The organism is Candidatus Competibacteraceae bacterium, from assembly GCA_016713505.1.
In the GTDB taxonomy this organism is placed as follows: Bacteria; Pseudomonadota; Gammaproteobacteria; order Competibacterales; family Competibacteraceae; genus Competibacter_A.
The window spans coordinates 336545-362268 of sequence record JADJPA010000001.1 but is presented as its reverse complement, the minus strand read 5'-3'; the positions used below and the strand labels follow the sequence as shown (position 1 = coordinate 362268).

Genomic DNA, 25724 nt, shown 5'->3' with positions numbered 1-25724 from the left:
TTGGCCGACATGCGCCTGTTGCACACCGCCGACTGGCACCTCGGTCAGAGCCTGCACACCTTCGACCGGAGTTTCGAACACCAATGCTTTCTCGACTGGTTGCTGGACACGCTAGAAGCCGAACGCAGCGACGGGCTGCTGATCGCCGGCGATATCTTCGACAACACTAATCCCGCCGCCGCCGCCCAACGCCAGCTTTATCGTTTTCTCACCGCCGCCAAGCGCCGGCTACCCCGGCTCGATGTCGTCATCATCGCCGGCAATCACGATTCGGCGGGACGCCTGGAAGCGCCCGCCCCGCTGCTCGAAACCATTAATGTGACTGTCATCGGCCACACCACCCGCGACGCCCAAGGCAACCTCGAACTCGGCCGGTTGATAACGCCGTTGCGCGACGCCCACGGCGACATCGCCGCCTGGTGTCTGGCGGTTCCTTTTCTACGGCCTGGCGACGTGCCGCGCCTCGAAACCGATGACGACCCCTACTTGAAAGGCATCGAAGCGCTGTACCGCCAAACGCTGGACCTGGCGCTCGAACGCCGCGAAAACGGTCAAGCCATCGTCGCGCTCGGCCATTGCCACCTGCGGGGCGGCCAAACCTCGGACGATTCCGAGCGGCGCATCGTCATTGGCGGCATCGAGGCGCTGCCGGTCGAGACCTTCGATCCGGCCATCCGTTATGCCGCCTTGGGCCATTTGCATCGGGCGCAAATGATCGGCGGTCAGGCGCGAGTCCGTTATTCCGGCAGCCCGCTGCCGATGTCGTTTTCAGAACTCCACTACGCCCATCAAGTCGTCCGCGTCGATCTCGACGGCGATGCACTGGTGGCCGCCACGCCGATCCGGGTACCCCGCTTCGTCGAACTGTTGCGAGTGCCCGCCCAACCCGCGCCCTTGGATGAGGTGCTGGAACAACTGGCGGCGCTTGCATGTTCCGACGCGCCGCTGGAAGCGCAGCCCTATTTGGAAGCACGCATCCGGCTCAACGCCCCGGAACCCGGCTTGCGGGCCCGCGTCGAAGCCGTTTTGAGCGATAAACCGGTACGGTTGGCGCGTATCGACACTAGTTACGATCATGGTACCGAACGGGATGCCGACGCTGACCCGCAATCGCTGGACGAATTGGAACGGCTGCAACCGGACGACATCTTCAAAAAACTACACCTTCGCAAATACGGCGCGGAACCTTCCAGCGAGCTGCTGGCGGCATTCAGGGAGTTGCTGCTGGCTTCCGACGGAACGGGCGATTCATGAAAATTCTCGCCATTCGCGGCAAGAATCTCGCTTCGCTGGCCGGCGAGTTCGAACTGCGTTTTCATAAAGACCCGCTCGCCTCCGCTGGTCTGTTCGCCATCTGCGGACCGACCGGCGCGGGCAAAAGCACCCTGCTTGACGCTTTGTGTCTGGCGCTCTACAACAACACCCCCCGCTTGGCCAAAGCCAGCGCTCGCGGTGTCAATCTGCCGGATGTCGGGGCCGAAACCGTCACCCCGCGCGAGCCTGGCAACCTGCTGCGGCGCGGCACGGGCGAGGGTTACGCCGAAGTTGATTTCATCGGCAACGACGGCATCGACTACCGCGCCCGCTGGGCCGTGCGTCGGGCGCGCGGCAAGACCACCGGCAAGCTGCAAAATGTCGAAATGAGCCTGCAACGGCTGACCGACGCTCAAGCCTTCGGCGGCGGTCGCAGCGAAGTCCAACGGGAAATCGAACAACGGCTGGGGCTGTCGTTCGAACAGTTCACTCGCGCCGTGCTGCTGGCGCAAAACGAATTCGCCACCTTTTTGAAAGCGGACGACGACGAGCGCGCGGCCTTGCTGGAGACGCTGACCGGGCTGGGCGCGTACACCAGCCTCTCCATCCGCGCCCACGAACGCGCCAAAGCCGAACAGCAGGCGCTGGACGCCTTGCAACAGCAACTCGGCGACCAACGGCCGCTGCCCGCCGAACTCCGGGCCGAATGGGAGCAAACTTTGCGCACCGCTCGCGCTGAAGCCACGGCGCTGGAGCGATGCAAGGCCGAACTCGACCGGCATTGGCGCTGGCACGAACGCTGGCAGGAACTGACCCAGACCGAACAGCACGCCCAGGAGGCGGTGCAAAATGCCCGATCCACCCAACAAACCGCCGCTCCCCGACAACGCTATTTCGCCCAAGTCGAAGCCGTACAGAACGCCCGCCCTCTCACCGCCGAACTCGAACGCACCAGCCGCGACATCGCGGCCAACCGCCAAGCCCTATCTAGCGCCGAGCAACGAGCAGCAGAAACCCAACGCGCCCGCCGGCAAGCCGACGAAGCTCTGAACCACCTTTTACAGACCGTCGCCAGCGCCGAGCAGGCCAAAACGGCGGCCAATGTCGATCTCGACCGCGCCAAGGCGCTCGATACCGAAATCAGCCTGCTGGTTCCCGGTCACGCCGCCGCCGCCAAGGCCCGCGATGAGGCTTGCGCGGCTGAGCTGGCAGCCAAAGAACAGCTTGCAGACAAACAGGCCGAGCACGACCGCGCCAGCGGAGCGTGGCAAGTGGCGCGAGACTGGCTGACCGGGCACGAAAGCTTACGGCGCTTGGCCGAGGAATGGCCGCGTTGGAACGTGCTGTTCGAGCAAGCCGCCAAAATTCAAAGCGAGTCGCTCGACAACGACAAATCAATCGCCGGCTCCCGTCAGGACGAAGCAAACCGGCGGCAGGCGCGCGACCGAGCGAACGACTTGCTGACCGAGGCGGAGACCGCGCTCCAGGTCGCGGAAACCGAACTCCAGACCGCCGCGCAAACCCTCGCCCGGTTCGATCCCGAAACGCTGGCCTCGCGCCGCTCCCGCATCGATAGCTACCGCGAGCAACTGGCCAGCGCCGAGCAGTTATGGATTGCCTTGGCCGGCGCGTCGGCCCGGCGGCAGGAATTGGAGAGCGAAACGAGCAACGTGCGCGCCAAACTCGCCGGCGCGAACGGCGAACTCGCGCGAATCCTCGCCGCCAAACCGCCGGCGACCGCCCGCTTGGAACAGGCGGAACAGTCCCTGAAAATCGCTGAAGCCGCGTGCACCGAAAACGTCGAGACCTTGCGGGAGCATCTACAAACCGGCACGCCCTGCCCGGTCTGCGGCGCGATGGAGCACCCTTACGCCCTGGGCGACGCGCCTTCCCGCGTCCTGCTGGCGGGGTTGAACGCTCAAGTCGAGACCTGCCGCAACGCAGTCGTCGTTCTGGACCGACAAGAAGCGACGGCGCAAGCGTATCAGGAAAACAACCACCAGCGCTTGACTGCACTGGCCAGCGAACAGCAAGCGTTGGCCGCCGCCATCCAACAACACTCCGACGCTTGGAACGCCCATCCGCTGGCGGAAAAGCTCCACGCCATTTCGCCCGCCGAACGGCCGACCTGGTTCGTCGCCCGCAATCAAGCGATGCGCAAACATCTCGCCACGCTCGCGTCGGAAGAAAACGCTTGGCGGCAAGCGGAAAAAACCAGAGCGACGGCGCAAGAAACGCGAGACCAAGCCCAACGAAAACAATCGGCGGCGCGGGATGCGGCAACCGCCGCGCAAGCGAATCTCGACCGCACCCTCCAAAGCCTCCAGTCCGCAACGGCTCGCCAAAACGAAATAACCAGCCGCTTGAACCAAGCCCTTGAGGAGTTGAAGGCGGTTTGTGGCGACCAAAACTGGCAACAGAGCTGGCGCAGCGATCCGCTGGCTTACCATCGCAGCCAAGAGAAGCGGGCCACGCAATGGAACAGCCAGCAAAAAAACGTCGAACAACTGACCGCCCAGCTCGCCGGCCTCGATATCGAAATCACCAGCCGCGCCGGCGGCATCACGGAGAAAACTGCTCAGCTCCGCCGCGCCACCGAGGATTTTGCAAAAATCGCCCAGACACTGGAAAACCAGCGCCGACAACGAAAAACCTTGTTCGAGGGCCGCTCGGTGGCGGAAGTAGCCGCTGAATTGACCGAGTCGATCGAAGACGCCAAGACCCAACACCAGCGGCAAGACCGCATCAGACAAGACGCCAAGGCCGCACAGGCCAGCGCCGAAGCGCTGCTCGATCAGGCCAGACAAACCCTCTCAACCAGCCAACAAGCAGCGGAGCGCGCCAGCGCCGCGCTCGATGGCTGGCTCGCTCGGTTCAACGCCGACCCTTCCGTCGAAGTACTAGATGCCCGCCACCTGCAAACGCTGCTCGCCCACGACGGCGTTTGGCTCATCCAGGAGCGAGAGGCGTTGCGGCAACTGACCGACGCCGTGCGCGATGCGGAGACGACCCTCCGAGAACGTCAGTCGCGACGGGAAGCGCACGAACGCCAGCGCGCCAGCTCAGAGCCGGCGGAGGCGATCCAGGCCCAACAAACGAAAATCACCGCCGATTTGGAAAACGCCAAACAGCGCGCGACCGAAGCGGAACTGCGCTTGCGGCAGGACGACGAACGGCGCACGCGATCGTCCGCCTTGCAAGACGACATCGCCGCTCAAGACGCCAAGGCTGAAACCTGGAAGAAGCTGGATCAGTTGATCGGCTCCAGCGACGGTAAGAAATTCCGTAACTACGCCCAAGGCTTCACGCTCGACATCCTGCTCGGCTACGCCAACCGCCACCTGGGCCATCTCACCCGCCGCTACCGGCTGGAACGGGTCAAGGACAGCTTGGCCATGATGGTGGTCGATCAGGACATGGGCGACGAATACCGCTCGGTGCACTCCCTGTCCGGCGGCGAATCCTTCCTGGTGTCGCTGGCGTTGGCGCTCGGCCTGGCCTCGCTGTCCTCCAACCGGGTCCGGGTGGAATCGCTGTTCATCGACGAGGGTTTCGGCAGCCTCGACGCCGACACTCTACGGGTGGCGATGGATGCGCTGGATAACCTACAAGCCCAAGGCCGCAAGGTCGGCGTCATCTCCCACGTCCAGGAAATGACCGAGCGGATCGGCATTCAAGTTCAGGTGCGGCGGCAATCCGGCGGGCAAAGCCGGGTCGAGATCAAGCATTACTAGCGAGAGACCGGCGCACCAGCCGCCCAAGCGCCAGCCGCCCCGTCATGCCCCAAAAAACCGCTGAACTTGTCGCAAGTCTCGCGTGCGCGGCATCGGCGGCAGGCTGTCCAGAAAAACCCGCCCATAGGACTTGGTGGACACGCGCGGATCGCCCAGCACCAACACGCCACGGTCGCTGACATCGCGGATCAACCGGCCTGCCCCCTGCTTGAGCGCGATCACCGCCTGCGGGAGTTGATACTGCCGAAAGGGATCCTGGCCGTGCTGGCGCAAGGATTCGATGCGCGCCTGCAACACCGGATCGCCGGGCGCGGCAAAGGGCAAGCGGTCGATGATGACGCACGACAATGCCTCGCCGCGCACGTCCACCCCTTCCCAAAAGCTGGCCGTCCCCAGCAACACCGCATTGCCCAACTCCCGAAACTGGCGCAATAGCGCCCCTTTCGGCCGCTCGCCCTGCACCAGCAGCGGATAATCCAGCCGCCCTTCCAGCAGGCTCTTGGCCTCGCGCAAGGCCCGGTAGCTGGTGAACAGCAGGAAGGCTCGCCCCCGGCTGGCCGCCAACACCGGCAAGCTCGCCTCCACCAGCGCCACCGTATAATCTGGCGAAGCGGGATCGGGCAGTCCCGGCGGTTGATACAGCAACGTGTTGCGGGCGAAATCGAAAGGGCTGTCCAGGCGCAGCCGATCACAGTCCGGCAGCCCCAGACGCGCCGCGAAGTGCTCGAAGGTCTGGCCCACCGCCAGCGTCGCCGAGGTAAAAATCCAAGTGCCGGGCTTGTCTTCCATCCGGCCCCGAAACGCCGGGGCGATATCGAGCGGAGTCAAACTCAGGGTAAAGCCGGAGCCGCGCGTCTCGAACCAGCGCACGCTCTCTTGAGCGTTCTCGGCGCCGGTCAGCAAGGCCAGCCGTTGGGCCAAATCCTCGCCGCGCCGGCAGCAGCTTTCCAAGCCCTTGCCGCGCTGGGCCGCTTCTTGTAACGCCTGGCGCAACCCAGCGAGCGCTTCACCCAGCGCGTCGAGGCTTTCCCGCACGGCGGGTTGCCCGGCGACCTCGCGCCACGGCGCGCGCCGCTCCGCCGCACCCAAGGCTTCACGCAGCGCCGCCACCGCCGGGTCCAACCGGTTGGCGCGCTGGCGCAAGGCGGCGAAATCCCTGGCTTCCCGCGATTGTTCCACCACCGTATCCCGCGCCAGTTCCAGCAATTGTCGGCTGCTCAGCGATTTGCCGAAAAACTGGCTGGCCACCTCCGGCAGCTGGTGCGCTTCATCGAGAATGATGGCCTCCGCACCGGGCAGCAGTTCGGCGAAACCGGTTTCCTTCATCGCCATGTCGGCGCAAAACAGGTGATGGTTGATGATCAGCACATCCGCCGCCAGCGCCTCGCGGCGGGCTTTGGCGAGGAAACAATCGTTCAGGTACGGACATTGCTGGCCCAGGCAGTTGTCGACGGTGGAGGTGACGCGCGGCCAGATCATCGAGGCTTCCGGGACCTCGCTGACCTCGGCGATATCGCCGTGACGGGTGCGCCGCGCCCAGGCGCTAATGCGGCTCAGCTCGGCGACCTGCTCGCGCGAGCCCAAGCGCCCGCTGTCCTCGGTGGCTTGCCAGCGATAGTGACAGAGATAGTTACCGCGCCCTTTCAGCAGCGCGACCCGCACCGGTATTTCCAGTGCTTGGCGCACCACCGGCAAATCCCGCTGGAAAAGCTGGTCCTGCAAGTGACGGGTGCCGGTCGAAATGATAACCCGCAATCCGGCCAACAGCGCGGGCACCAAATAAGCGTAGGTCTTGCCGGTGCCGGTGCCGGCTTCGACGACCAAGGTGCCGCCGTCTTGCAAGACCGCGGCGACCGCCTGGGCCATTTGCTGCTGCGAACGACGCGGCGCGAACCCCGGAACCAGCCCGGCTAACGGCCCCTCTGGCCCCAACAGTTCGGCCGCGTTCAAAGCAGCATTCGCTAGCGGCTTCTCTAGTGGGACAGTTGCGAGGCGTGCGCCTCGGCTTCTTCAGCGCCGGCCGCATTACCGGTCGCCTTGCGCGCGGAGCCGATCAACTTCCAGTTGCGAGATTGCAGCGCTCGATTGCCACCGGCCAGATTGATGGATTTACTCGCCAGCGATTCCGCTTGCTGGTACTGGCCCTGGTGCAGCCGGATCTGAGCCAGATCGTGCCAGATCCCCGCGTTGCGCGGCTCGATGCGCAGCGCGCGCTCCAAGGCGGCGCCGGCCTTGTCCAACTGATTGCTCTTGACGTGCTTGTCGGCGCTTTCCAACAGCGCGACCACCGCCTGATTGCCGTCGCGGGAAATTTCCGCCGGCGGCAAATCCGCTTGTTTGGGCGCCGCCGCTGGTTGGGTCGGTCGGGGCGGCGGCGCGACCGCCGGCGGATTGGGGTCCAAATCCGGATCGGGCGGCGGCGCCATTGCAACCGTGGGATTGGCGGGCGCGGGCGTACCGGCCGCGGCCGCCGACGGGGGCGGCGACGGCGGTGGAACAGGGGGTTTCACGCGCGAGGTCGGCGGCACCACCGCCGGTTGCGGCTCGGGCAGAGCGCCCGGCGCCGTTCGTGACATCGACGGATGCGGGGTGGCCGCGCCCGGTGGATAAACCGGCGAGGGCGACGCCCCGCCCCCCGCTCCCGCCCTGGATGAGTAAGCCGCTGTCGGCGGTACATTGGCGTAACCGTTCGAAGCGTTCGGTCCGACAGCCGGCGGTACCGAACTGAGTTCGTAGGCGTCTACCGGAGCCGAGCCGGAAGGGTATTCTCTCGGCAGTAGCGGATCGTCCTGCGGCAACCGCCCCACAGTCGATTGCGACCCCGGCGACGATGGCGCGGGATAGGCCGGCTGGCGCGCGGTGCGGTCCACCACCGGCGCCCTGGCGACCGGCCTGGTGGGCTTTTGCCATAAATAGGGCGAAGAGGTCGAGCACGCCGTCAGGCTCAATGCCAGCACTAAACCACCCAGATGCGGCTTCAAAACTACTTTCATTGCTGTCCCCTTGTACTGGGCCAACGCGAACGATTACCCGAGAACCCCCACGAAAAGGGCCATCGATTGACTTTGACTTTTCACCGCTGAGCCCGCCAGCTCAACCCACGCGGCGCGGCTGACAACCGCCGCGACCGTCCGCGCCCCGGCGGCCAACCCTCATTCCATCAGGCGCTGGAAGAAATCGCTGATCCCTCCCCCGCCATCGCCATCGCCAGCAGCCGGTTGCTTCTTGGGGCCACTTGGACTGGAACGCACCACGCGGCGCACCGGAGGCGGACTGCCGCAGGAACCGAAACCCTGGGGCTCGGAACCGGCTAGAAACGGAATCCGTTGGCCGATCCGACACCCTTGGCTGAGGCGCAAACCCTTGCGCGGGTCCACCCAAACCTCTTCGACACCGTCGGGGGGTGGAGTATCCAGCGGCTCCAGTTTCAAGCCAGACATCAAATCCATCCAAATTCGCAGCGCACCGCTCGCGCCGCTGAGGCCGGTGGGCTTGTTATCGTCACGGCCGAGCCAGACCACGGCCAAGCGATCACCGCTGAATCCGGCGAACCAGCTATCGCGATAATCGTCGGTGGTGCCGGTCTTGCCCGCGATCTGCAAATCGGGCGACAGCTTGCTTTTCATGGCGCTGGCGGTGCCGGCCTTCACCACTTGCTGCATGGCGTTGGTGACCAGATAAACCGGCCCGGAATCGACCGCCTTCTCCACGGTCAGCGCGTAGTGCTGCAACGGTTTGCCTTCCGCGTTGGTCACTTCGCGAATGGCGCGCAGGGGAATGCGAAATCCTCCGCTGGCGATTCCTTCATAAATCTGCGTCATCTCGAACAGCGACAAATCGACTCCGCCCAACAACAGCGAGGGATAGGGTTTCAATTCCCGATCCAGGCCCAGCCGCTGGAGCATCTTGACCACGTTGATGACATCGACATCCAGCCCGACCCGCACCGCCGGAATGTTGTAGGAGCGCGCCAGCGCATCCCGCACCGTCACCCGGCCGTGGTAGCGCCGGTCGTAATTGGCCGGCCGCCAGCGATGGCCGCCGACGTTGTGCGCCAGCGGGCTGTCGTTGATTAGCGTGGTGAGGGTATAGCGGTCAGGTTGCTCCAAAGCGGTCAAATAAATCATCGGCTTGAGCAGGGAGCCGGCCAACCGGCTGGCGTCGAGTGCCCGGTTGAAACCGATTCTTTTCGGTTCCCGATCACCGACCACCGCCAGCACCTCGCCGCTCGGCGTATCGACGATGATGGCGGCGCCCTGTAACGGCCGCGCCTTCGGCTGGCTGCGTTCCAAGGGCCCCAAGCGGGTGGCCAGGGTATTCTCGGTAGTGGCCTGAATCCGCGGGTCGAGGGTGGTGAACACCCGCAGTCCTTCCACCACCAAATCCTCCGCCTTGTAGTATTGGTGCAACTGGCGCTGCACCAAATCCAAAAACGCCGGATAAGCGGTGATCCCGTTGGCGGTCTCGGGCGCGATGTCCAGGCCCAGCTCCATGGCGGTGGCCGCATCTTCAGCGGCGATCAGATTCTGTTCGACCATCACGTCGAGCACCAGGTCGCGCCGCTCCCGCGCCCGGTCAGGATGTTTGCGGGGGTCGTAAACGGAAGGCCCCTTGACGATGCCCACCAGCAGCGCCAGCTGGTGCAAATCCAGATCTTCCAGCGGGACGCCGAAGTAAAACTGACTGGCCAAGCCGAAGCCGTGGATGGCGCGGCTGCCGTCCTGACCGAGATAGACCGCGTTGGCGTAGGCTTCCAGAATTTCGTCCTTGCCGTAGCGCGAATCGATCAAGATGGCCATCAACACTTCATTGATCTTGCGCTTGATGGTCCGTTCGTTGCTCAAAAACAGGCTTTTCACCAACTGCTGGGTCAGCGTGCTGCCGCCCTGCACCGTTCGGCCCGCCCGCAAGTTGGCCAACAGCGCCCGGAAGATGCCCTTGGGGTTGACGCCGGCGTGTTCGAAAAACGCCCGATCTTCGACCGCCAGCAGGGTGTCCACCAGCACCGGCGGCAGATCCTTGCCCTTGAGCAGGATGCGATCTTCGTAGTGCGTGGGATAGATGCCGGCGATTTCCGGCGGATCGAGCCGCAGCAGGCCCGGCGCCTCCTGTTCGTCCGTACTGGCCAGATTGACCAGAATGTTGCCGGCGAACACCAAGCGCATCTTGCGCACCGGCTCCGCGCCGTCCCAAAACGTGAAATCGCGCGTGATGATTTCGAAGGTTTCCCCCCGGCGCGCGTAACTACCTGCTTTAGCTGGCGTTTCACCGCCGCCCGGCGGCGGCGCGCACCCTTGCGAGGGCGGCACTTTCGGCTTGCGTCGGAACGGTCGCTTGCTCGTATCGGCGGGCGGCGGCGGCGCGTCGGGGCAATTCACGTCGCGATAGCCCAACAGCTTGAGTTCTTGAGCTAACCCATCCGCGCTGAGCGCCATCCCTTCGAACAATTCGAGCGGGCGGGCGTAAACCTTGGCGGGCATGGCCCAGCGCTTTTGGCCGAATTCGGCGCGGATGACCGCATCCAGATACAGCATATAAACGCCCAACCCGAACGCGCCCAGCAGCAATCCGCCCAGTCCCAGCGACAAGAGCAGCGAGAACAGCGAGCGGATGCTTCGTTCCAGGCCCTTTTTGGAATTGCGGGGTGTTTTACCTGTAGCCATATCTGTTCCGGTCGATCCTCAAGCCGCTTGGCCTCTCTCGATCATTCTGCCTTATCCTTGGGTTTTCCTGAACTGGAATCGAGCATTTGCAGATTCACATCTCACACATCCTGCTTGCGGGCGACTTCGCTTACAAGATCGAGAAACCCGTGAATTTGGGTTTCCTGGATTTTACCAGTCTGGAACGGCGGAAAGACTTTTGTGAAAAAGAATTGCGTCTGAACGGCCGGCTGGCCCCGGAACTGTATCTCAAATGCGTGACGATCACCGACCAACCCACCGGCGCTGGCTCGGGCGGAACGCTCGGTTCTATTGATCGCTCACGGTGCCTCCGGTTCCGGTAAATCGTACCGGACCGGACAGTTGTTGGAAATATTTCCAGGCTTCATCCACATCCGCTCCGATGTGGAACGCAAGCGGCTGTTCGGACTCGGCCCGCTGGACGACAGCCGTTCCACGCCCGGCGGACAACTCTACACCGCGGACGCCAGCGCCCGTACCTACCAGCGCTTGCACGACCTCGCGCATGGTCTGCTCGCCGCCGGTCGTGCGGTACGGGTGACGCTGCCTTCATGCAATCCGCTCACCGGCAATCCTTCCGCGCGTTGGCCGGCCGGCATGGCGCGCCGTTTTTCTTGCTCGACTGCGCCGCCGACCCTACCCCGTTGCGGGCGCGGGTCGCAAGCCGACGAGAATCCCCTAAAAGCCCCCGACCATGGCGATCTGGAACCGTTGCGAGCGGCGCTCCTGGCGGCGATCCTCGTATAATTGATTTTTTATCGCTCGATGGTGGGGGAATGATGGCCAAATATGATGTTTACGGAATCGGCAACGCGCTGGTCGATATGGAATATGAGGTGGAGCTTGCCGATCTGACGGCGCTCGGCCTCGATAAAGGTGTGATGACGCTGGTGGACGACGAGCAGCAGCTGCGGATAATGAACCGCTTGGCCGCTCACCCCCACCAGCGCGGTTCGGGCGGCTCGGCGGCCAATTCGATGATCGCGGTCAGCCAGTTTGGCGGCGCCAGCTTCTATTCCTGTAAGGTGGCGAGCGACGAACTCGGCCACTTCTATATGAAAGACTTGCTCGACGGCGGCGTGGCCACCAACCACCACACCGAGAAAGAACCCGGTCATACCGGTCGTTGCGTGGTCCTGGTCACCCCGGACAGCGACCGCACCCTCTGCACTTTCCTCGGCATCAGCGGTGGGCTCTCCCACAAAGAAGTGGTTGAAGAGACCCTACGCGATTCGGGCTATTTTTACATGGAAGGCTACCTGGTCACCTCCGACACCGCGCGCGAAGCCTGCATCAACGCCAAACGCCTCGCCGAGGCGGCCGGCGTCAAGACCGCCATCTCCCTGTCCGATCCCAACATGGTGCGGTTTTTCAAAGCCGGCTTGCTCGATATGATCGGCGGGGGCGTGGACCTGCTGTTTGCCAACGAAGACGAGGCCAAGGGCATGGCGGGCCGCGCGGAGATCGCCGGCGCGGTCGAGTATCTGAAAACGCTCGGCAAGGAGTTTGTGATTACCCGAGGCTCCAAAGGCGCGCTGGTTTGGGATGGCCGGAGCTTGCTCGATATCGCTCCGGTACCCGTGAAAGCGGTGGATACCGTCGGCGCGGGGGATCTGTTCGCCGGGGCGTTTCTCTACGGTCGCGGCCAAGGCTGGGACCATCGACGGGCGGGCGCGCTGGCTTCGGCGGCTTCCGCCAAACTGGTGACCCAACGGGGTCCGCGCCTGACGGCAACCGAAACCAAGGCCATCCTGCAACGCTGTCCGTAGGGTCCGCTGAAGCGATCTCTCCTCATTCCGGCTCCCGCCTCGCCCGATAAAGCTCGCGGGTTTTCAATACCCGCCCGCGCAACTGCTGGGCCAGCGCGGCACGGATCAAGCGTTTGATTTCCTTCAGCACGGCCGGGTCGGCCGGGATGCCGTCGCGCAAGGCCAGCAAGCTCCGACCGGAGATCGGGACGCCGGTCTCCGCCTGACTGGCGAGCAGCGGTCCCCGGTCCAGCACATAGCGATAATGCTGCTCGGCGATGATCGGCCCGCCGCCGACGGCTTCGCGATCCAAGCTAAGACCGTAGCCCAGCTCTTGCAGCAGCGTCTTCTCGAAACGCCGTAACGGAGGCTCCGCGTCGGGCGCCGTGACCAACTCGCTCAGCAGGGTTTTATAGGCGAGGAACGAGCCCGGCTGAGGATCGTGCCGGGGTAACAGCCGCACCAGCAACTCGTTGGCGTAAAGACCGGCCCGCACCCGCTCCGCCGGCAATGGCGTGGGACGCCCCGCCTCTTCGGCGGCCGTCAGCGTCGCCAGCTCCCCAGCACCGCTCCAAGACAACAACAGCGGTGCAAACGGCTGCAATAGCCCCTTCAGGCGCGAGCGGGCGGACATGGCGCCGCGCGCCACCAGCCCCAAGCGACCGTGCTCGCGACTGAGCGCTTCCAGCAGCAAACTGCTGTTGAGATAGAGACGACGGTGCAGGATGAAGGCCGGCTGGAGAGACACGCGCATGGAGCGAAATCCGGCGGCGGCTCAAGTCGCCCCTGGATCGCCGTAGCCCAGACTGCGCAAGGCGCGCTCGTCGTCGGACCAGCCTTCGCGCACCTTGACCCAGGTTTGCAGGAACACCTTACGGTCGAGCAGGCGCTCTAACGCCTCGCGAGCCTGCTTGCCGGCCTCGCGCAGCGTCGCCCCACCCTGCCCAATCACGATGCCCTTTTGCGTCTCGCGCTCCACCCAGATCACCGCGCTGATGCGCGTCAGCCGCCCTTCTTCGACGAAGCGCTCGATGTCCACCGTCAGGGCGTACGGCAATTCTTCGCGCAGCAACCGAGTCAGTTTTTCACGGACCAGCTCGGCCGCCAGAAAGCGTTCGCTGACGGTCGTGACCTGATCTTCCGGAAACAGCCGTTCACCAACGGGTAACAGGCCGGCGATGGCTCGCTCCAACGCCGCCACGTTGTCGCCTTGCAGCGCCGCCAGCGGCACCACCTCGGCAAACGCTCGCTTGCGCGCCATTTCCTCAAGAAACGGCAGCAGCCGGGTTTTATCGGCGATCCGATCCACCTTGTTGACCGCCAGCACCACCGGTCCCGGAAAGTCCACCAGCCGCGTCAGGACGTCTTCATCTTCCTCCAGCCAGCGCAGCGCCTCAATCAGCAATACCGCGACATCGACATAACCCAACACGCTCGCCGCCGCCCGGTTCAGATAGCGGTTCATCGCCCGTTTTTCCTGGCGGTGCAAGCCTGGGGTGTCGACATAAACGATCTGCGCCTCCGGCAAGGTCTGGATGCCGAGGATCACATGCCGGGTGGTTTGCGGTTTCGGAGAGGTGATGCTGATTTTTTGGCCGATCAATCGGTTCAGCAGAGTCGATTTGCCGACGTTGGGACGTCCTAGGAGCGCGGCGTAGCCGGCGCGACCCGCCGCCGTCATCGGATCAGCTCCAGCATTTGCCGGGCCGCTTCCTGTTCCGCCTTACGCCGGCTGCTGCCCGTCGCCACCGCGTGTGCTTCGGCCACCAAGCACTCCACCGTAAAACTTTGCGCGTGCGGCTCTCCGCGAATTTCCAGCACGTTGTAGACCGGCAGCGGGTGCTGGCGAGCTTGGAGATGCTCTTGCAAGCGGGTTTTGGGGTCTTTCAATTCGCCGGCGCTGGTCAGCCGCGCCAAACGATCTTCATAAAGCCTCAAAATCAACGGGCGACACGCCGCCAACCCCCCATCCAGATACACCGCCCCAAAGACCGCTTCCAAGGTATCCGACAAAATCGATTCCCGCCGGAACCCGCCGCTTTTGAGCTCTCCCGCGCCAAGCCGCAGCCAATCCCCCAACTTCAGGCCGCGCGCCAGCTCCGCCAGCGTTTCACCCTTCACCAAACTGGCCCGCAGCCGGCTCAGCTCGCCTTCGCTGGCTTTGGCGTAGTGCTCGAAAAGATACTCGGCGATGACCATGCTCAATAAGGCATCGCCCAGAAATTCCAGCCGCTCGTTGTTGCGCGCCGAAGCACTGCGGTGGGTGAGCGCTGCTTCCAGCAACTCCGGCTGCTGGAAGCGATAGCCCAAACTGGCGCACAAGAGGGAAACAGGGGGGCTCACGGATTCAACGGAATCGCTTCGCTGACCTTGAGCACGACAAATAATTTGTAAAACAGCTCGCGCTCGTCGTTGTACACCAGATCGATCACCCGGCCGCCGCGGTCGTTGCGGATCTTGAGATCGCGCGCCTGGACATTTTCGACGTAGCCGATATCGAAGCGTTTTTGAATGGCGTTTTGGATATCCGGAACGCTCATCTGCGCCAGTTGCGGTTCCTTGCGGATGCTCTCGATGGTCGATTTGATGGAATAATATTGAATGTACATCGGAATCACCTTCATGCCGACCAGCGCGACGAAGGCGATCGCGATCATCAATAACAACATACCGATCACGGTCATGCCGCGCTGCCGGTCCGCTCGTTCGCGCTCGCTCAACTGATTCGCCCTTAACATCTTAAAATCCCCCTCATTCAATTATTTAATACTATTCCCGATCCGACTAAACCGAAAGGTCCAAGTCCAGGGTTGCCACCAGACTCCATCCCAATTCATCCAGATGAAAAAAGCCTTGCCGATCAGATTCTGTTCGGGCAACACGCCCCAGAACCGGCTGTCGGCGCTGTTGTCGCGGTTGTCGCCCATGACAAAATAGTGGCTGGCTGGCACTTGAAAGGTCCAGGAGACCGTCCCATCGGGTTCCCGGTGGAATTGCAGCCCGGACCAGTAACCCGGCGCCCCCCAACGACTGTTGGCCAGCATCTGAACCCGATGCGCGGCCGCGCCCAACTGTTCGGTGAACTGGCGGTAACCCGGTTCGGCGGGATCTTCGGGTTGCGGGTTCAACAGCGCCGGCTGGCCGTTGATGAAAAGCTGGTTGCCGCGATAGTCCAACCGATCGCCGGGCAATCCGACCACTCGCTTGATATAGGCCACGGACGGTTCGAGCGGGTAACGGAAAACCACCACGTCGCCGCGCGCCGGTTGGCCGTTGCCGGCCACCTTGGTGTTGAGCACCGGCAACCGCAAACCATAAGCGAATTTGTTGACCATAATAAAATCGCCGGTGAGCAAGGTCGGCACCATCGATTCGGAAGGAATCCGAAACGGTTCCACCAAAAACGACCGTAAAATCAGCACCGCCAGGATAACCGGGAAAAACGACTTCGATAAATCCACGTACCACGGCAACGCGTGCGAATCCGACGGCGCAGCGGCCGTCTCCGTGGCCTCTCCGGCGCGAACGCGGCGCGGCGCCAACACCAGGGCGTCCAGCAACCAAATGCCGCCGGTGAGTAAGGTCAGCACCACCAAAACGGCGGCAAAATCAATATTCATAGCTGTAATGATCCAATGACAAGACTCGAAATCTTTAAGAGTTTTTTTCCATCTGCAGCACGGCCAGAAACGCATCTTGCGGGATTTCCACCTTGCCGACCTGCTTCATGCGCTTCTTGCCCGCCTTCTGCTTTTCCAACAGCTTGCGCTTGCGGCTCACGTCACCGCCGTAGCACTTGGCCAACACGTTCTTGCGCAGCGCCTTGACGGTGGTGCGAGCGATGATCTGGCTGCCGATGGCGGCCTGGATGGCGACCTCGAACATCTGCTGCGGGATCAGCTGCTTGAGCTTGACCGCCAAGTCGTGGCCCCGGCGCTGCGCCTGCTCGCGGTGTACGATGGCCGACAGCGAATCCACCCGCTCGCCGTTGATCAACACATCCAGCTTGACCAGGGGCGCGGCTTGAAAGCGCTCGAAGCTGTATTCGAACGAAGCAAAGCCGCGACTGACCGATTTCAGACGGTCGAAGAAATCCATGACCACCTCGCTCATCGGCAGCTCGAAACTCAACTGCACCTGCCCGCCCGCATAATGGATATTCCGCTGCGCGCCCCGCTTTTCGATGCACAACGTGATGATCGCGCCGAGATAATCCTGCGGGGTGAGGATGTGCGCGACGATGATCGGTTCGCGGATTTCGGCGATTTCATTGGCCGGCGGCAACTTGGCCGGATTGTCGATCTTGAACACCTCATCCCCGGTGGTCAACACCTCGTACACCACGGTCGGCGCGGTGGTCACCAGATCGAGATTGTATTCCCGCTCCAGCCGCTCCTGAACGATTTCCATGTGCAGCAAGCCCAGAAAACCGCAGCGGAAACCGAAACCCATCGCTTGCGAGGTTTCCGGTTCGAAGTGCAATGAAGAATCGTTCAAGCGAAGTTTTTGCAACGCTTCCCGCAAATCGCCGAAATCGTCCGAGTCGACCGGGAACAAGCCGGCGAACACCCGCGGCTGCACCTTCTGAAAGCCCGGCAGCGCCGCCGCCGCCGGCCGGTCCGCGCCGGTGAAGGTATCGCCCACCGGCGCGCCGTCGATGTCCTTGATTCCGGCGATGACATAGCCGACCTCACCGGCGTTCAGACCGGATTGCTCGGTTCGTTTGGGGGTAAAAATCCCGACCGATTCCACTTGAAACACCCGGCCGGTGGACATCACCTGAATCTTCTGTTTGGGCGCGATCCGCCCATCCACCAGTCGGACCAGGGAAATCACCCCGACGAAGTTGTCGAACCAGGAATCGACGATCAGAGCCTTGAGCGATCCGCTTGGATCGCCGACGGGCGCCGGAATGCGTTGGACGATCTCCTCCATCAGTTCCACGACCCCGAGCCCGCTCTTGGCGCTGACCCGCAGGGCGTGGCTGGCGTCTAGCCCGATAATGTCGCCGATCTCGTGGGCCACTCGCTCCGGGTCGGCCGCTGGCAAGTCGATCTTGTTGAGCACCGGCAGCACTTCCAAGCCCTGCTCGATCGCGGTGTAGCAGTTGGCGACGCTCTGCGCCTCGACGCCCTGGGCGGCGTCCACCACTAGCAGCGCGCCCTCGCAGGCCGCCAGCGACCGGGATACTTCATAGGAAAAATCCACGTGCCCCGGCGTGTCGATGATGTTGAACTGGTACAGGCGACCGTTGCGGGCGGCGTAGCGCAACGACACGCTCTGCGCCTTGATGGTGATGCCCCGTTCCCGCTCCAGATCCATCGAATCGAGCACTTGCTCGGCCATTTCCCGCTCGCTCAAGCCGCCGCAGCTTTGAATGAAGCGGTCGGCGAGGGTGGATTTGCCGTGGTCGATGTGTGCGATGATCGAAAAATTACGAATGTGATCCATGAATTCCACAGGCATCTCGGTCGCTGGGCCGGCTGGCGCCACCGCCCCGGTGCGCGTCAAATGAGCAAAGCCTCCGCTGCCACTCGGGCGCGGAGGCTCGCGATACGTGTTAAAACCGCAGGGGATTATAACGTCATCAAGACGAAGAAATCACACAAGCCTCCATGGCGGTTGCACTCATACGACGCAATACCACCGGCTGGTAGCGGGGATCGTCTCGAAAGCGTCGCGCCAGCGCCCGCACCACCAGAAACCCCAGCCCCAGCCCCAGCAGGCCGGACAACACCACCGGCTCCTCGCCCGCCGCGGCGAAGGCGGCTTGGCCCAGGAGGGCTCCGACCAGCAACAAAACAACCGGCAGTAAATAAGCCAGCAAGGCGCCGCGCAGCAACACCCCGTCGGCCATGCCGACCACCACTTCATCGCCGGGCTGTAGCGACAGTTCGGACAGCGCCCGCACCCGCAGTCGCTTGCCGCTCCAGAGCTTCGCCAGCGTCGCCGTCCCGCAACCGCCACCGGCCTCACAGCCGCCGCACGCCGTGCGGCGCTGGATGTCCAACCAAGCGTAACCGCGCCCGGTTTCCGCCACGACCGCGCGCTCTTCGATCACGGCTTACCCTCTGCCCCGGCCGGTTGCCCGGCGGGCTTAGGAGCGTATGAAATCGAGGCCGCGATGGTTTGGACGGTCGTGGCCGGCACTTCGCCCACCACGACCACTTGGTAATCGTCCAGGCGGCTCCCGAAGGCGTTCATCGAGCCGAGCCGAGAATTCCCCTCCAATAAGGGCGCAGCGCCGTCCAATCGTTCCACGAACACCGAAACCGTCGCCAATCCGTCGGCGAAAACCATATGCTCGGTCGGATGCCGGCCCGAGCTTTCCGTAAAGCGGTTGTGCAGAATCTTGCTAAAGCCATCCGGCAAGCGCGCCACGGTCCAGGCCGATTGAGTGACCGGCACTCCCGAGGACGGTTCTGGCGCGCTGTCAACGACCGAAGTCACCAGCGGTTGTTTGGCGTTGTCCGCCGCCACCGGCGGCTTGAAGATCGCTTCATCCATCTGCTGTTTGAACTGCAAATCGGTGAACATCAGCTGTTCGATCGGATAGCCGTTCTCATCCAGCAGCGCGGAGCGCAACAACATGCCGTTGCGTTGGTCCAGCCACAGCCGGTAACCGTACCGCAAGCTATCCCGCGGCTTGATCGCCACCACCTGCGTTTCGACCCCGGCCGTGCGGTCCTGACCCTCGATCACCAAATCGTACTGGTTTTCCAACCGGCCGAGTTCGCGAGGGATGGAGATGGGAAACCGGGCGTGCTGGTAATCACTCCCTGAAAAAGTCGTCTGCCGCTTCGGCAGCAACGAGATGACCCCATCGTTGCTGACCAGTATCTCTCGGGTCGGACCGGTCAAGGACACCAGCCGCTGCCGTTCGCCGCCCTCACCACCGCCGTGAGCGATCCGCATGGCTTCGATATGCGGTCCCTGCACGTAGATGAACGTACCCTCGTAATTCAAATTCTGCGTGGCTTGAAGCATCCGTTCCAGCCAGCGTTTGGCCTCCTCGTCAACCGGCGGGGCGCCGCTGGCGGGCAGGGCGGCGCCGCCAGCGGCGAACGCCAGTAGCGCGCAGTGAAATAACGACCGCTTCATTCGAAACCTTAACGATCGGCCTGATAGCCGACCATGCGCACGTAAGGCAACATGCCGTTCATGCCGTTCAAGGACGCATAGTTATTATGATTGACCAGGTAATTGTTCAAGCGGGTATCGACCAACCCGCCGTTCTTGCCGGCCGGTTGGTTGTCCGGCTTGGCGGCGAGCATGAGGGAGGTCATACGGGCCGGCGGGCCGGCGCTGGCGGGCGGTTGGGAAGTGAGGAGAGCGGATGAAGTCGGGCCGGTTTGGGTCAGTTGGAGACCGAACAGCCCGACCAGCACCACGGAGGCGGCCAGCCCAAAGCCGGTAACGGGTTTATACCAGGTCGAAAGCGGCTTGACCGAGGATCGCAACGGCGGTTCGGCCTCGATCACTTGCCGGATGCGCGTCGCGAATCCCGCGTCGAACGCATCCGGCAAGTGACCCTGCATGACATCGCTGATCAAGTGAAAGCGCTCCCAGCGCGTCTTCGCCTCCTGCTCCCGCAGCAAGCGTCGCAAAAACAAGTCGATTTCCCGATCCGCCAGCTCGCCGTCGACCAGCGCCGAAAGCTGGCTGGCCGCACTACTGGGCTCGTCTTCGACCGGCGTCGGCCGTTCTTGAGTCATTTTTTCAGCCATGACTTTCAATCTCAAAGCTAATGTAAAAGTGGATGTAATTTGGCGTCGATCGATTCCCGAGCCCGAAAAATACGGGAACGCACCGTGCCGATCGGACACCCCATGGTCTGGGCGATTTCTTCGTAGCTCATACCCTCCAGCTCGCGCAGGGTAATCGCCGTGCGTAAATCTTCCGGCAACTCTTCAATCGCGCGAAACACCGTTGCCGCAATCTCATCCTTGAGCAGTAGGCGCTCGGGCGTTTCATATTCCTTGAGAGAGGAAGGACCGTCGTATTGTTCCGCTTCTTGCGCATCGATATCGGAACCTGGAGGACGTCGGCCTTGCGCGACCAGATAGTTCTTGGCCGTATTGATGGCGATGCGATAGAGCCAGGTATAAAACGCGCTGTCCCCGCGAAAGCCCGGCAGCGCCCGGTAGGCCTTGAGAAAGGCTTCCTGGGAGACGTCAAGCGCTTCACTGGGATCGTGCACATAGCGGGAAATCAGCTTGATGATCTTGTGCTGGTACTTGCGCACCAAGAGATCGAACGCATTTTTATCGCCTTTTTGCACCTTTTGGACCAGATCGCGATCCAAATGAACTTCGCCCATTTGGGCCGGCCCCTTTCGACTCAATGGCAATCTCCATGCGATCAAAACGGTAGACCTACACGCTCGCCGTTAGTTCGCAGTCCTGCCGGGATATGGTTATAGTGTGGGAGTAAGGTGGCGGGATAAAATGGCAGTCCCGGCTCGAACCTCCGGTGACGACTGTTCACGCAACGATACCCCATTTCAGGAGTCGCTCACAAGTCATGGCCACGTCCTCTGTCTGCACGGATCTCCTGATTATCGGCTGCGGCGCGGCCGGTTTGAGTCTGGCGCTGCGACTGGCCGATACTGCCCGCGTGATCGGCCTAGCCAAGGGGCCGCTGCATGAAGGTAGCACTTATTACGCTCAAGGCGGCGTCTCCGCGGTGCTGGATGCCGGGGATTCCATCGAATCGCACGTGCAGGACACCTTGGTCGCCGGAGCGGGCTTGTGCCACGCCGACGCCGTGCGCTTCACCGTCGAAAACGGTCCGGCCGTGATCCAGTGGCTGAGCGAGCAGGGGGTTCCGTTCACCATGGAGCCCAATACCGAAGGCAGCGCCGATTATCACTTGCACCGCGAGGGCGGACACAGCCACCGGCGCATCGTCCACGCCGCCGACGCCACCGGCCGCGCCATCCAGACCACGCTGGAGCAACGCGCCCGCGCCCATCCAAACATCACCCTGCACGATCATTATAGCGTCGTCGATCTGATCGTCGGCCGCAAGCTGGGCCTGGGCGGCAACCGCTGCCTGGGCGCCTATGTGTTGAACCGAGAGAGCGGCCACGTCGAAGTGATCGCCGCGCGGGTCGTGGTCCTGGCCACCGGCGGAGCCAGCCGGGTTTATCTGTACTCCAGCAACCCGGACGGTTCCACCGGCGACGGCATCGCCATGGCGTGGCGGGCCGGTTGCCGGGTGGCGAACATGGAATTCATGCAGTTCCATCCCACCTGCCTCTATCACCCGCAAGCGAAGTCGTTTCTGATTTCCGAGGCGGTGCGCGGCGAAGGCGGCGTGCTGCTGCTGCCCGACGGCAGCCGGTTCATGCAGAACTTCGACCCGCGTCAGGAGCTGGCGCCGCGCGATATCGTCGCCCGCGCCATCGACCACGAAATGAAGCGGCTGGGCGCCGATTGCCTGTATCTCGATATCAGTCACAAGCCGGCCGAATTCATTCGCTCGCATTTCCCCAACATCGACGCGAAATGCCGGGAATACGGTTTCGACATGACCCAGCAGCCGCTGCCGGTGGTGCCGGCGGCGCATTACACCTGTGGCGGCGTGTTGACCGATCTGGCCGGCCGCAGCGATGTGGAAGGGTTGTACGCCGTCGGCGAAGTCGCTTTCACCGGCTTGCACGGCGCCAATCGAATGGCCAGCAACTCCTTGCTGGAATGCTTGGTGTTCGCCGCCGCCGCCGCCGCCGACATCCGTCCCCAGTTGCCCGGCATCCCCGCGCCGCCCGCGTTGCCGGAATGGGACGAAAGCCGGGTCACCGATTCCGACGAGGAAGTGGTGGTCGCGCACAACTGGCAGGAATTGCGCCGGTTCATGTGGGATTATGTCGGGATCGTCCGCACCGACAAGCGCTTGCAGCGCGCCAAACACCGGGTGGAGTTGTTGTTGCGGGAAATCGCCGAATATTACGGCAACTTTCGCATCAATAACGACCTGATCGAGCTACGCAATTTGGCCCTGGTCGCGGATTTGATCATTTGTTCGGCGCTGGAGCGTAAGGAAAGTCGGGGCTTGCATTACACCTTGGATTACCCCATGACGAATGACAGCTTGCCGCCGCGCGACACCATTCTGGTGCCCGACAATTTCGCCGGCAAGAAATGGAGCCCGCGCTGGGAACTCCTCACTTGAAGCACGGTTCTCAAGTGGAGGTATCGGCGGGGTCGGTATCCCGCCAGATTCGTAGCCAGACCCGCAACCGACGCAAACTTTCCGCATCGGCCGAGTCCGGCAACAGCGCTAGCGACCGGCGCCGGCCATTCTCCAGGCGGAAGTTCAGAATGACGATGCCGGGGTGGGCGTAGCCGCCGCTCAAGTCGGCGCGGTAGGCGGCGCCAGCCCTGGTTTCCAACCGCCAGCGTCCATCCAAAAGCTCGACGCGCGCGATGAAGTCGCGACCGCGATTCCATCCGTGGCGAAATCCCGCCCACGCGAGCGACGAACCGACCGCCGCGCTCGATCCCAGCCGGACCCAGACCGGCACGTCGGCCAGGAAAACCGCAACGCCGGCCGCCACGTGGGCGATCCCGAGCGCGACCGCAAGCAACCGCGAGGGTCGCAGCTCCACGGTGACGTTCGGCAAGCGCTTCATTGTTCGGCCTTATGGAGAGCGCCGTTGCTGGGGTAGGCGGAATCATAAGCCACCCCAGCGGGCTCGGGGGCGCAACCGAGGGTAAAACACCGCGATAGATTCGCCATCGGCGGCGGGGTCTGGTATCTTGTAGCGTCTTTTGGCTACCCCCCATCCCGGCATGACCCGATTCATTTTCATCACCGGCGGCGTGGTGTCTTCCCTGGGCAAGGGCATCGCCGCCGCCTCGCTGGCGGCGGTGTTGGAAGCTCGGGGTCTCAAGGTCACCCTGATCAAGCTCGACCCTTATATCAACGTCGATCCCGGCACCATGAGCCCCTTCCAGCACGGCGAGGTGTTCGTCACCAGCGACGGCGCGGAAACCGACCTCGATCTCGGTTATTACGAGCGCTTCGTGGCGATGACCGCCACCCGGCGCAACAACTTCACCACCGGGCGCATCTACGAAAACGTGATCCGCAAGGAGCGGCGCGGCGATTATCTCGGCGGCACCGTGCAAGTGATCCCCCACATCACCGACGAAATCAAGCGCTGCATCCGGCTGGGCGCGGGCGAAGCCGACATCGCCATGGTCGAAATCGGCGGCACGGTCGGCGACATCGAATCGCAACCCTTTCTGGAAGCGATCCGCCAGATGGGCGTGGAGTTGGGCCACGAGCTGTGCTTGTTCATCCACCTGACGCTAGTGCCCTACATCCAATCCTCCGGCGAATTGAAGACCAAACCGACCCAGCATTCGGTCAAGGAATTGCGTTCCATCGGCATTCAGCCCGATATCCTGTTGTGCCGTTCGGATCGGGAAGTACCGGCCGAGGAGCGCCGCAAGATCGCGTTGTTCACCAACGTCGAGGCCAAGGCGGTCATCAACGTTCCGGACGCCGATACGATCTATCGAATTCCGCTGCTGCTGCACGTTCAGGGCGTCGATGGCATCGTCGCCCGCAAGCTGCATTTGGATAACCTGCCGCCCGCCGATTTGGCCGATTGGGAGCGGGTGGTGCGCGCCATCGAATCGCCCATCGGCGAGCTGGACATCGCGATGGTCGGCAAGTATGTGGAGCTCACCGACGCTTATAAATCCTTGAACGAGGCGCTGCTGCACGGCGGCATCCACACCCGGACCAAAGTCAACATCCACTATATCGACTCCGAGCAGATCGAAGCCCACGGCACCGCTTGCCTGGAAGCCATGGACGCCATTCTGGTGCCGGGCGGCTTCGGCGAGCGCGGCATCGAAGGCAAGATCGCCGCCGTGCGCCACGCCCGCGAACGGCGGATTCCTTATCTCGGCATCTGCTTGGGGATGCAGGTGGCGGTGATCGAGTTCGCCCGTCACGTCGCCGGGCTGGAAGACGCCCACAGCACCGAATTTCGCAAGGACACCCCGCATCCGGTCATCGCGCTGGTCACCGAGTGGACCGACGAGGACGGCGCCCTGCAACGACGCCAGGAAGGCGGTGACTTCGGCGGCAGCATGCGCCTGGGCGCGCAACCCTGCTGGCTGGTCCCCGACAGTCTGGCGCGGGCCACCTACGGCAAGGATGTGGTCACCGAGCGCCACCGCCACCGCTACGAATTCAACAACCGCTTTCGCGAGCCGCTGCGCGCCGCCGGGCTGATCTGTTCCGGCCATTCGCTGGACGGCCGGCTGGTGGAAATGATCGAACTGCCCGGCCATCCCTGGTTTATCGGCTGCCAGTTCCATCCCGAATTCACCTCTACCCCGCGCGCCGGCCACCCGCTGTTCAAGGGCTTCATTGAGGCCGCGCTGCGCCAGCGTCGCGAACAGCGCGGCGAGGCGGTCGCGGCATGATGCAACTGTGTGGCTTCGAGGTCGGACTGGATCGGCCTTTGTTTCTGATCGCCGGCCCCTGCGTGATCGAATCCGAACAACTGGCGCTGGATACCGCCGGCCGGCTTAAGGAGCTGACCGGGCGGCTCGGCATCCCGTTCATCTACAAATCCTCCTTCGACAAGGCCAATCGTTCCTCGGGCCAGAGCTTTCGCGGTCCCGGCCTCGAACAAGGCTTGAAGATTCTGGAAACCGTCAAACGCAAAATCGGCGTTCCGGTGCTGACCGACGTACACGAATACACACCGTTGGCGGAAGTCGCCGCCGTGGTCGATGTGCTGCAAACCCCGGCCTTTCTGTGCCGGCAAACCGATTTTATCCAGAACGTCGCCCGTCAAAACCGGCCGGTGAATATCAAGAAAGGCCAGTTTCTCGCCCCTTCCGACATGAGCAATGTGGTCGCCAAGGCGCGGGCCGCCGGTAACGACCGGATCATGGTCTGCGAACGCGGCGCGTCTTTTGGCTACAATAATCTGGTGTCCGACATGCGCGCCCTGATGGTGATGCGCGCCACCGGCTGTCCGGTGGTGTTCGACGCCACCCACTCGGTGCAATTGCCGGGCGGCCAAGGTCATGCGTCCGGCGGCCAGCGTGAATTCGTGCCGGTGCTGGCGCGGGCGGCGGTGGCGGCGGGCGTCGCCGGTTTGTTCATGGAAACCCATCCCGACCCCGAAAAAGCGTTAAGCGACGGCCCCAACGCTTGGCCGCTGGATCGGCTGGAACCCCTGCTCGCCGCGCTCAAGGCGCTGGATGAGACGATCAAACAGCGCGGTTTTCTGGAAACCGAATTAGAATAAGCGTTTTATCCCCCAAGAGCAC

21 protein-coding genes are annotated in these 25724 nt (G+C 63.1%); 7 read left to right on the top strand and 14 right to left on the bottom strand.

Features of this window, described 5'->3' with window-relative positions; translation table 11 throughout:
- Nucleotides 1–9 precede the first annotated feature (9 nt).
- On the top strand, nucleotides 10–1254 hold the full coding sequence (locus IPK09_01855; protein ID MBK7982357.1) for an exonuclease SbcCD subunit D C-terminal domain-containing protein: 1245 nt from the start codon (nucleotides 10–12) through the stop codon (nucleotides 1252–1254).
- Complete coding sequence (locus IPK09_01850; GenBank protein ID MBK7982356.1) at nucleotides 1251–4988, top strand: AAA family ATPase; 3738 nt, start codon at nucleotides 1251–1253, stop codon at nucleotides 4986–4988. The genes IPK09_01855 and IPK09_01850 overlap by 4 nt, the downstream gene beginning before the upstream one ends.
- Before the next feature lie 42 nt (nucleotides 4989–5030).
- Here IPK09_01850 and IPK09_01845 read toward each other — a convergent pair whose 3' ends face one another.
- The 3 genes from IPK09_01845 to mrcB all read right to left on the bottom strand — a co-directional run bounded on the left by IPK09_01845 (nucleotide 5031) and on the right by mrcB (nucleotide 10651).
- Nucleotides 5031–6854, bottom strand: a complete 1824-nt coding sequence (locus IPK09_01845; GenBank protein ID MBK7982355.1) for an ATP-dependent DNA helicase — start codon at nucleotides 6852–6854, stop codon at nucleotides 5031–5033.
- Nucleotides 6855–6961: 107 nt separating this feature from the next.
- The gene (locus tag IPK09_01840; protein ID MBK7982354.1) at nucleotides 6962–7981 is read right to left on the bottom strand and encodes a tetratricopeptide repeat protein; all 1020 of its coding nucleotides are present in this window, start codon (nucleotides 7979–7981) and stop codon (nucleotides 6962–6964) included.
- A 159-nt stretch (nucleotides 7982–8140) separates the two neighbouring features.
- Nucleotides 8141–10651 (bottom strand): penicillin-binding protein 1B, encoded by a 2511-nt coding sequence (gene mrcB, locus IPK09_01835; protein MBK7982353.1) that lies wholly within the window; start codon nucleotides 10649–10651, stop codon nucleotides 8141–8143.
- A 312-nt stretch (nucleotides 10652–10963) separates the two neighbouring features.
- Between mrcB and IPK09_01830 the strand changes: the two genes are divergently transcribed.
- The gene (locus tag IPK09_01830; protein ID MBK7982352.1) at nucleotides 10964–11419 is read left to right on the top strand and encodes an ATP-binding protein; all 456 of its coding nucleotides are present in this window, start codon (nucleotides 10964–10966) and stop codon (nucleotides 11417–11419) included.
- Between the two features lie 32 nt (nucleotides 11420–11451).
- On the top strand, nucleotides 11452–12441 hold the full coding sequence (locus IPK09_01825; GenBank protein MBK7982351.1) for an adenosine kinase: 990 nt from the start codon (nucleotides 11452–11454) through the stop codon (nucleotides 12439–12441).
- A 22-nt stretch (nucleotides 12442–12463) separates the two neighbouring features.
- On the opposite strand, the gene recO is transcribed toward IPK09_01825, so the two are convergent.
- From recO to rpoE, 10 genes are all read right to left on the bottom strand, one after another.
- Complete coding sequence (recO, locus tag IPK09_01820) at nucleotides 12464–13174, bottom strand: DNA repair protein RecO (protein ID MBK7982350.1); 711 nt, start codon at nucleotides 13172–13174, stop codon at nucleotides 12464–12466.
- A 21-nt stretch (nucleotides 13175–13195) separates the two neighbouring features.
- Nucleotides 13196–14101 (bottom strand): GTPase Era, encoded by a 906-nt coding sequence (gene era / locus IPK09_01815; protein ID MBK7982349.1) that lies wholly within the window; start codon nucleotides 14099–14101, stop codon nucleotides 13196–13198.
- Entirely contained in the window at nucleotides 14098–14763 is a 666-nt protein-coding gene (rnc, locus tag IPK09_01810) for a ribonuclease III (protein ID MBK7982348.1), read from the bottom strand. Before rnc ends, era begins: the two co-directional genes overlap by 4 nt.
- Nucleotides 14760–15158: a DUF4845 domain-containing protein gene (locus IPK09_01805; protein MBK7982347.1), complete on the bottom strand. Its 399-nt coding sequence runs from the start codon at nucleotides 15156–15158 to the stop codon at nucleotides 14760–14762. Before IPK09_01805 ends, rnc begins: the two co-directional genes overlap by 4 nt.
- Nucleotides 15159–15179: 21 nt before the next feature.
- Nucleotides 15180–16040: a signal peptidase I gene (gene lepB, locus IPK09_01800; protein ID MBK7982346.1), complete on the bottom strand. Its 861-nt coding sequence runs from the start codon at nucleotides 16038–16040 to the stop codon at nucleotides 15180–15182.
- A gap of 34 nt (nucleotides 16041–16074) precedes the next feature.
- Nucleotides 16075–17871 carry an elongation factor 4 gene (gene lepA, locus IPK09_01795; GenBank protein MBK7982345.1) on the bottom strand — a complete coding sequence of 599 codons (1797 nt, stop codon included), beginning with the start codon at nucleotides 17869–17871 and terminating at the stop codon, nucleotides 16075–16077.
- Nucleotides 17872–18007: 136 nt separating this feature from the next.
- Nucleotides 18008–18481: a SoxR reducing system RseC family protein gene (locus IPK09_01790; protein MBK7982344.1), complete on the bottom strand. Its 474-nt coding sequence runs from the start codon at nucleotides 18479–18481 to the stop codon at nucleotides 18008–18010.
- Complete coding sequence (locus IPK09_01785) at nucleotides 18478–19521, bottom strand: MucB/RseB C-terminal domain-containing protein (GenBank protein ID MBK7982343.1); 1044 nt, start codon at nucleotides 19519–19521, stop codon at nucleotides 18478–18480. Before IPK09_01785 ends, IPK09_01790 begins: the two co-directional genes overlap by 4 nt.
- Nucleotides 19522–19529: 8 nt before the next feature.
- Nucleotides 19530–20147 carry a sigma-E factor negative regulatory protein gene (locus IPK09_01780; GenBank protein ID MBK7982342.1) on the bottom strand — a complete coding sequence of 206 codons (618 nt, stop codon included), beginning with the start codon at nucleotides 20145–20147 and terminating at the stop codon, nucleotides 19530–19532.
- A gap of 17 nt (nucleotides 20148–20164) precedes the next feature.
- Nucleotides 20165–20740, bottom strand: a complete 576-nt coding sequence (gene rpoE, locus IPK09_01775) for an RNA polymerase sigma factor RpoE (protein ID MBK7982341.1) — start codon at nucleotides 20738–20740, stop codon at nucleotides 20165–20167.
- A gap of 203 nt (nucleotides 20741–20943) precedes the next feature.
- Here rpoE and nadB point away from each other — a divergent pair, with 203 nt between their 5' ends.
- Nucleotides 20944–22593, top strand: a complete 1650-nt coding sequence (gene nadB, locus IPK09_01770) for an L-aspartate oxidase (protein MBK7982340.1) — start codon at nucleotides 20944–20946, stop codon at nucleotides 22591–22593.
- Nucleotides 22594–22603: 10 nt separating this feature from the next.
- On the opposite strand, the gene IPK09_01765 is transcribed toward nadB, so the two are convergent.
- The gene (locus IPK09_01765) at nucleotides 22604–23053 is read right to left on the bottom strand and encodes a hypothetical protein (GenBank protein ID MBK7982339.1); all 450 of its coding nucleotides are present in this window, start codon (nucleotides 23051–23053) and stop codon (nucleotides 22604–22606) included.
- Between the two features lie 160 nt (nucleotides 23054–23213).
- Here IPK09_01765 and IPK09_01760 point away from each other — a divergent pair, with 160 nt between their 5' ends.
- A complete protein-coding gene (locus IPK09_01760; GenBank protein MBK7982338.1) occupies nucleotides 23214–24866 on the top strand; it encodes a CTP synthase in 1653 nt (550 codons plus the stop codon).
- Nucleotides 24866–25702, top strand: coding sequence for a 3-deoxy-8-phosphooctulonate synthase (kdsA, locus tag IPK09_01755; protein MBK7982337.1), 837 nt, complete (start codon nucleotides 24866–24868; stop codon nucleotides 25700–25702). Before IPK09_01760 ends, kdsA begins: the two co-directional genes overlap by 1 nt.
- Nucleotides 25703–25724 lie beyond the last annotated feature (22 nt).

Bases quoted from the DNA above. Each gene is read 5' to 3' on its own strand.
- IPK09_01855 (MBK7982357.1), top strand. From the start codon at position 10: ATGCGCCTGTTGCACACCGCCGACTGGCACCTCGGTCAGAGCCTGCAC.
- IPK09_01850 (MBK7982356.1), top strand. From the start codon at position 1,251: ATGAAAATTCTCGCCATTCGCGGCAAGAATCTCGCTTCGCTGGCCGGC.
- IPK09_01845 (MBK7982355.1), bottom strand. From the start codon at position 6,854: ATGGCCCAGGCGGTCGCCGCGGTCTTGCAAGACGGCGGCACCTTGGTC.
- IPK09_01840 (MBK7982354.1), bottom strand. From the start codon at position 7,981: ATGAAAGTAGTTTTGAAGCCGCATCTGGGTGGTTTAGTGCTGGCATTG.
- mrcB (MBK7982353.1), bottom strand. From the start codon at position 10,651: ATGGCTACAGGTAAAACACCCCGCAATTCCAAAAAGGGCCTGGAACGA.
- IPK09_01825 (MBK7982351.1), top strand. From the start codon at position 11,452: ATGGCCAAATATGATGTTTACGGAATCGGCAACGCGCTGGTCGATATG.
- recO (MBK7982350.1), bottom strand. From the start codon at position 13,174: ATGCGCGTGTCTCTCCAGCCGGCCTTCATCCTGCACCGTCGTCTCTAT.
- era (MBK7982349.1), bottom strand. From the start codon at position 14,101: ATGACGGCGGCGGGTCGCGCCGGCTACGCCGCGCTCCTAGGACGTCCC.
- IPK09_01805 (MBK7982347.1), bottom strand. From the start codon at position 15,158: ATGTTAAGGGCGAATCAGTTGAGCGAGCGCGAACGAGCGGACCGGCAG.
- lepB (MBK7982346.1), bottom strand. From the start codon at position 16,040: ATGAATATTGATTTTGCCGCCGTTTTGGTGGTGCTGACCTTACTCACC.
- lepA (MBK7982345.1), bottom strand. From the start codon at position 17,871: ATGGATCACATTCGTAATTTTTCGATCATCGCACACATCGACCACGGC.
- IPK09_01785 (MBK7982343.1), bottom strand. From the start codon at position 19,521: ATGAAGCGGTCGTTATTTCACTGCGCGCTACTGGCGTTCGCCGCTGGC.
- IPK09_01780 (MBK7982342.1), bottom strand. From the start codon at position 20,147: ATGGCTGAAAAAATGACTCAAGAACGGCCGACGCCGGTCGAAGACGAG.
- rpoE (MBK7982341.1), bottom strand. From the start codon at position 20,740: ATGGGCGAAGTTCATTTGGATCGCGATCTGGTCCAAAAGGTGCAAAAA.
- nadB (MBK7982340.1), top strand. From the start codon at position 20,944: ATGGCCACGTCCTCTGTCTGCACGGATCTCCTGATTATCGGCTGCGGC.
- IPK09_01765 (MBK7982339.1), bottom strand. From the start codon at position 23,053: ATGAAGCGCTTGCCGAACGTCACCGTGGAGCTGCGACCCTCGCGGTTG.
- IPK09_01760 (MBK7982338.1), top strand. From the start codon at position 23,214: ATGACCCGATTCATTTTCATCACCGGCGGCGTGGTGTCTTCCCTGGGC.
- kdsA (MBK7982337.1), top strand. From the start codon at position 24,866: ATGCAACTGTGTGGCTTCGAGGTCGGACTGGATCGGCCTTTGTTTCTG.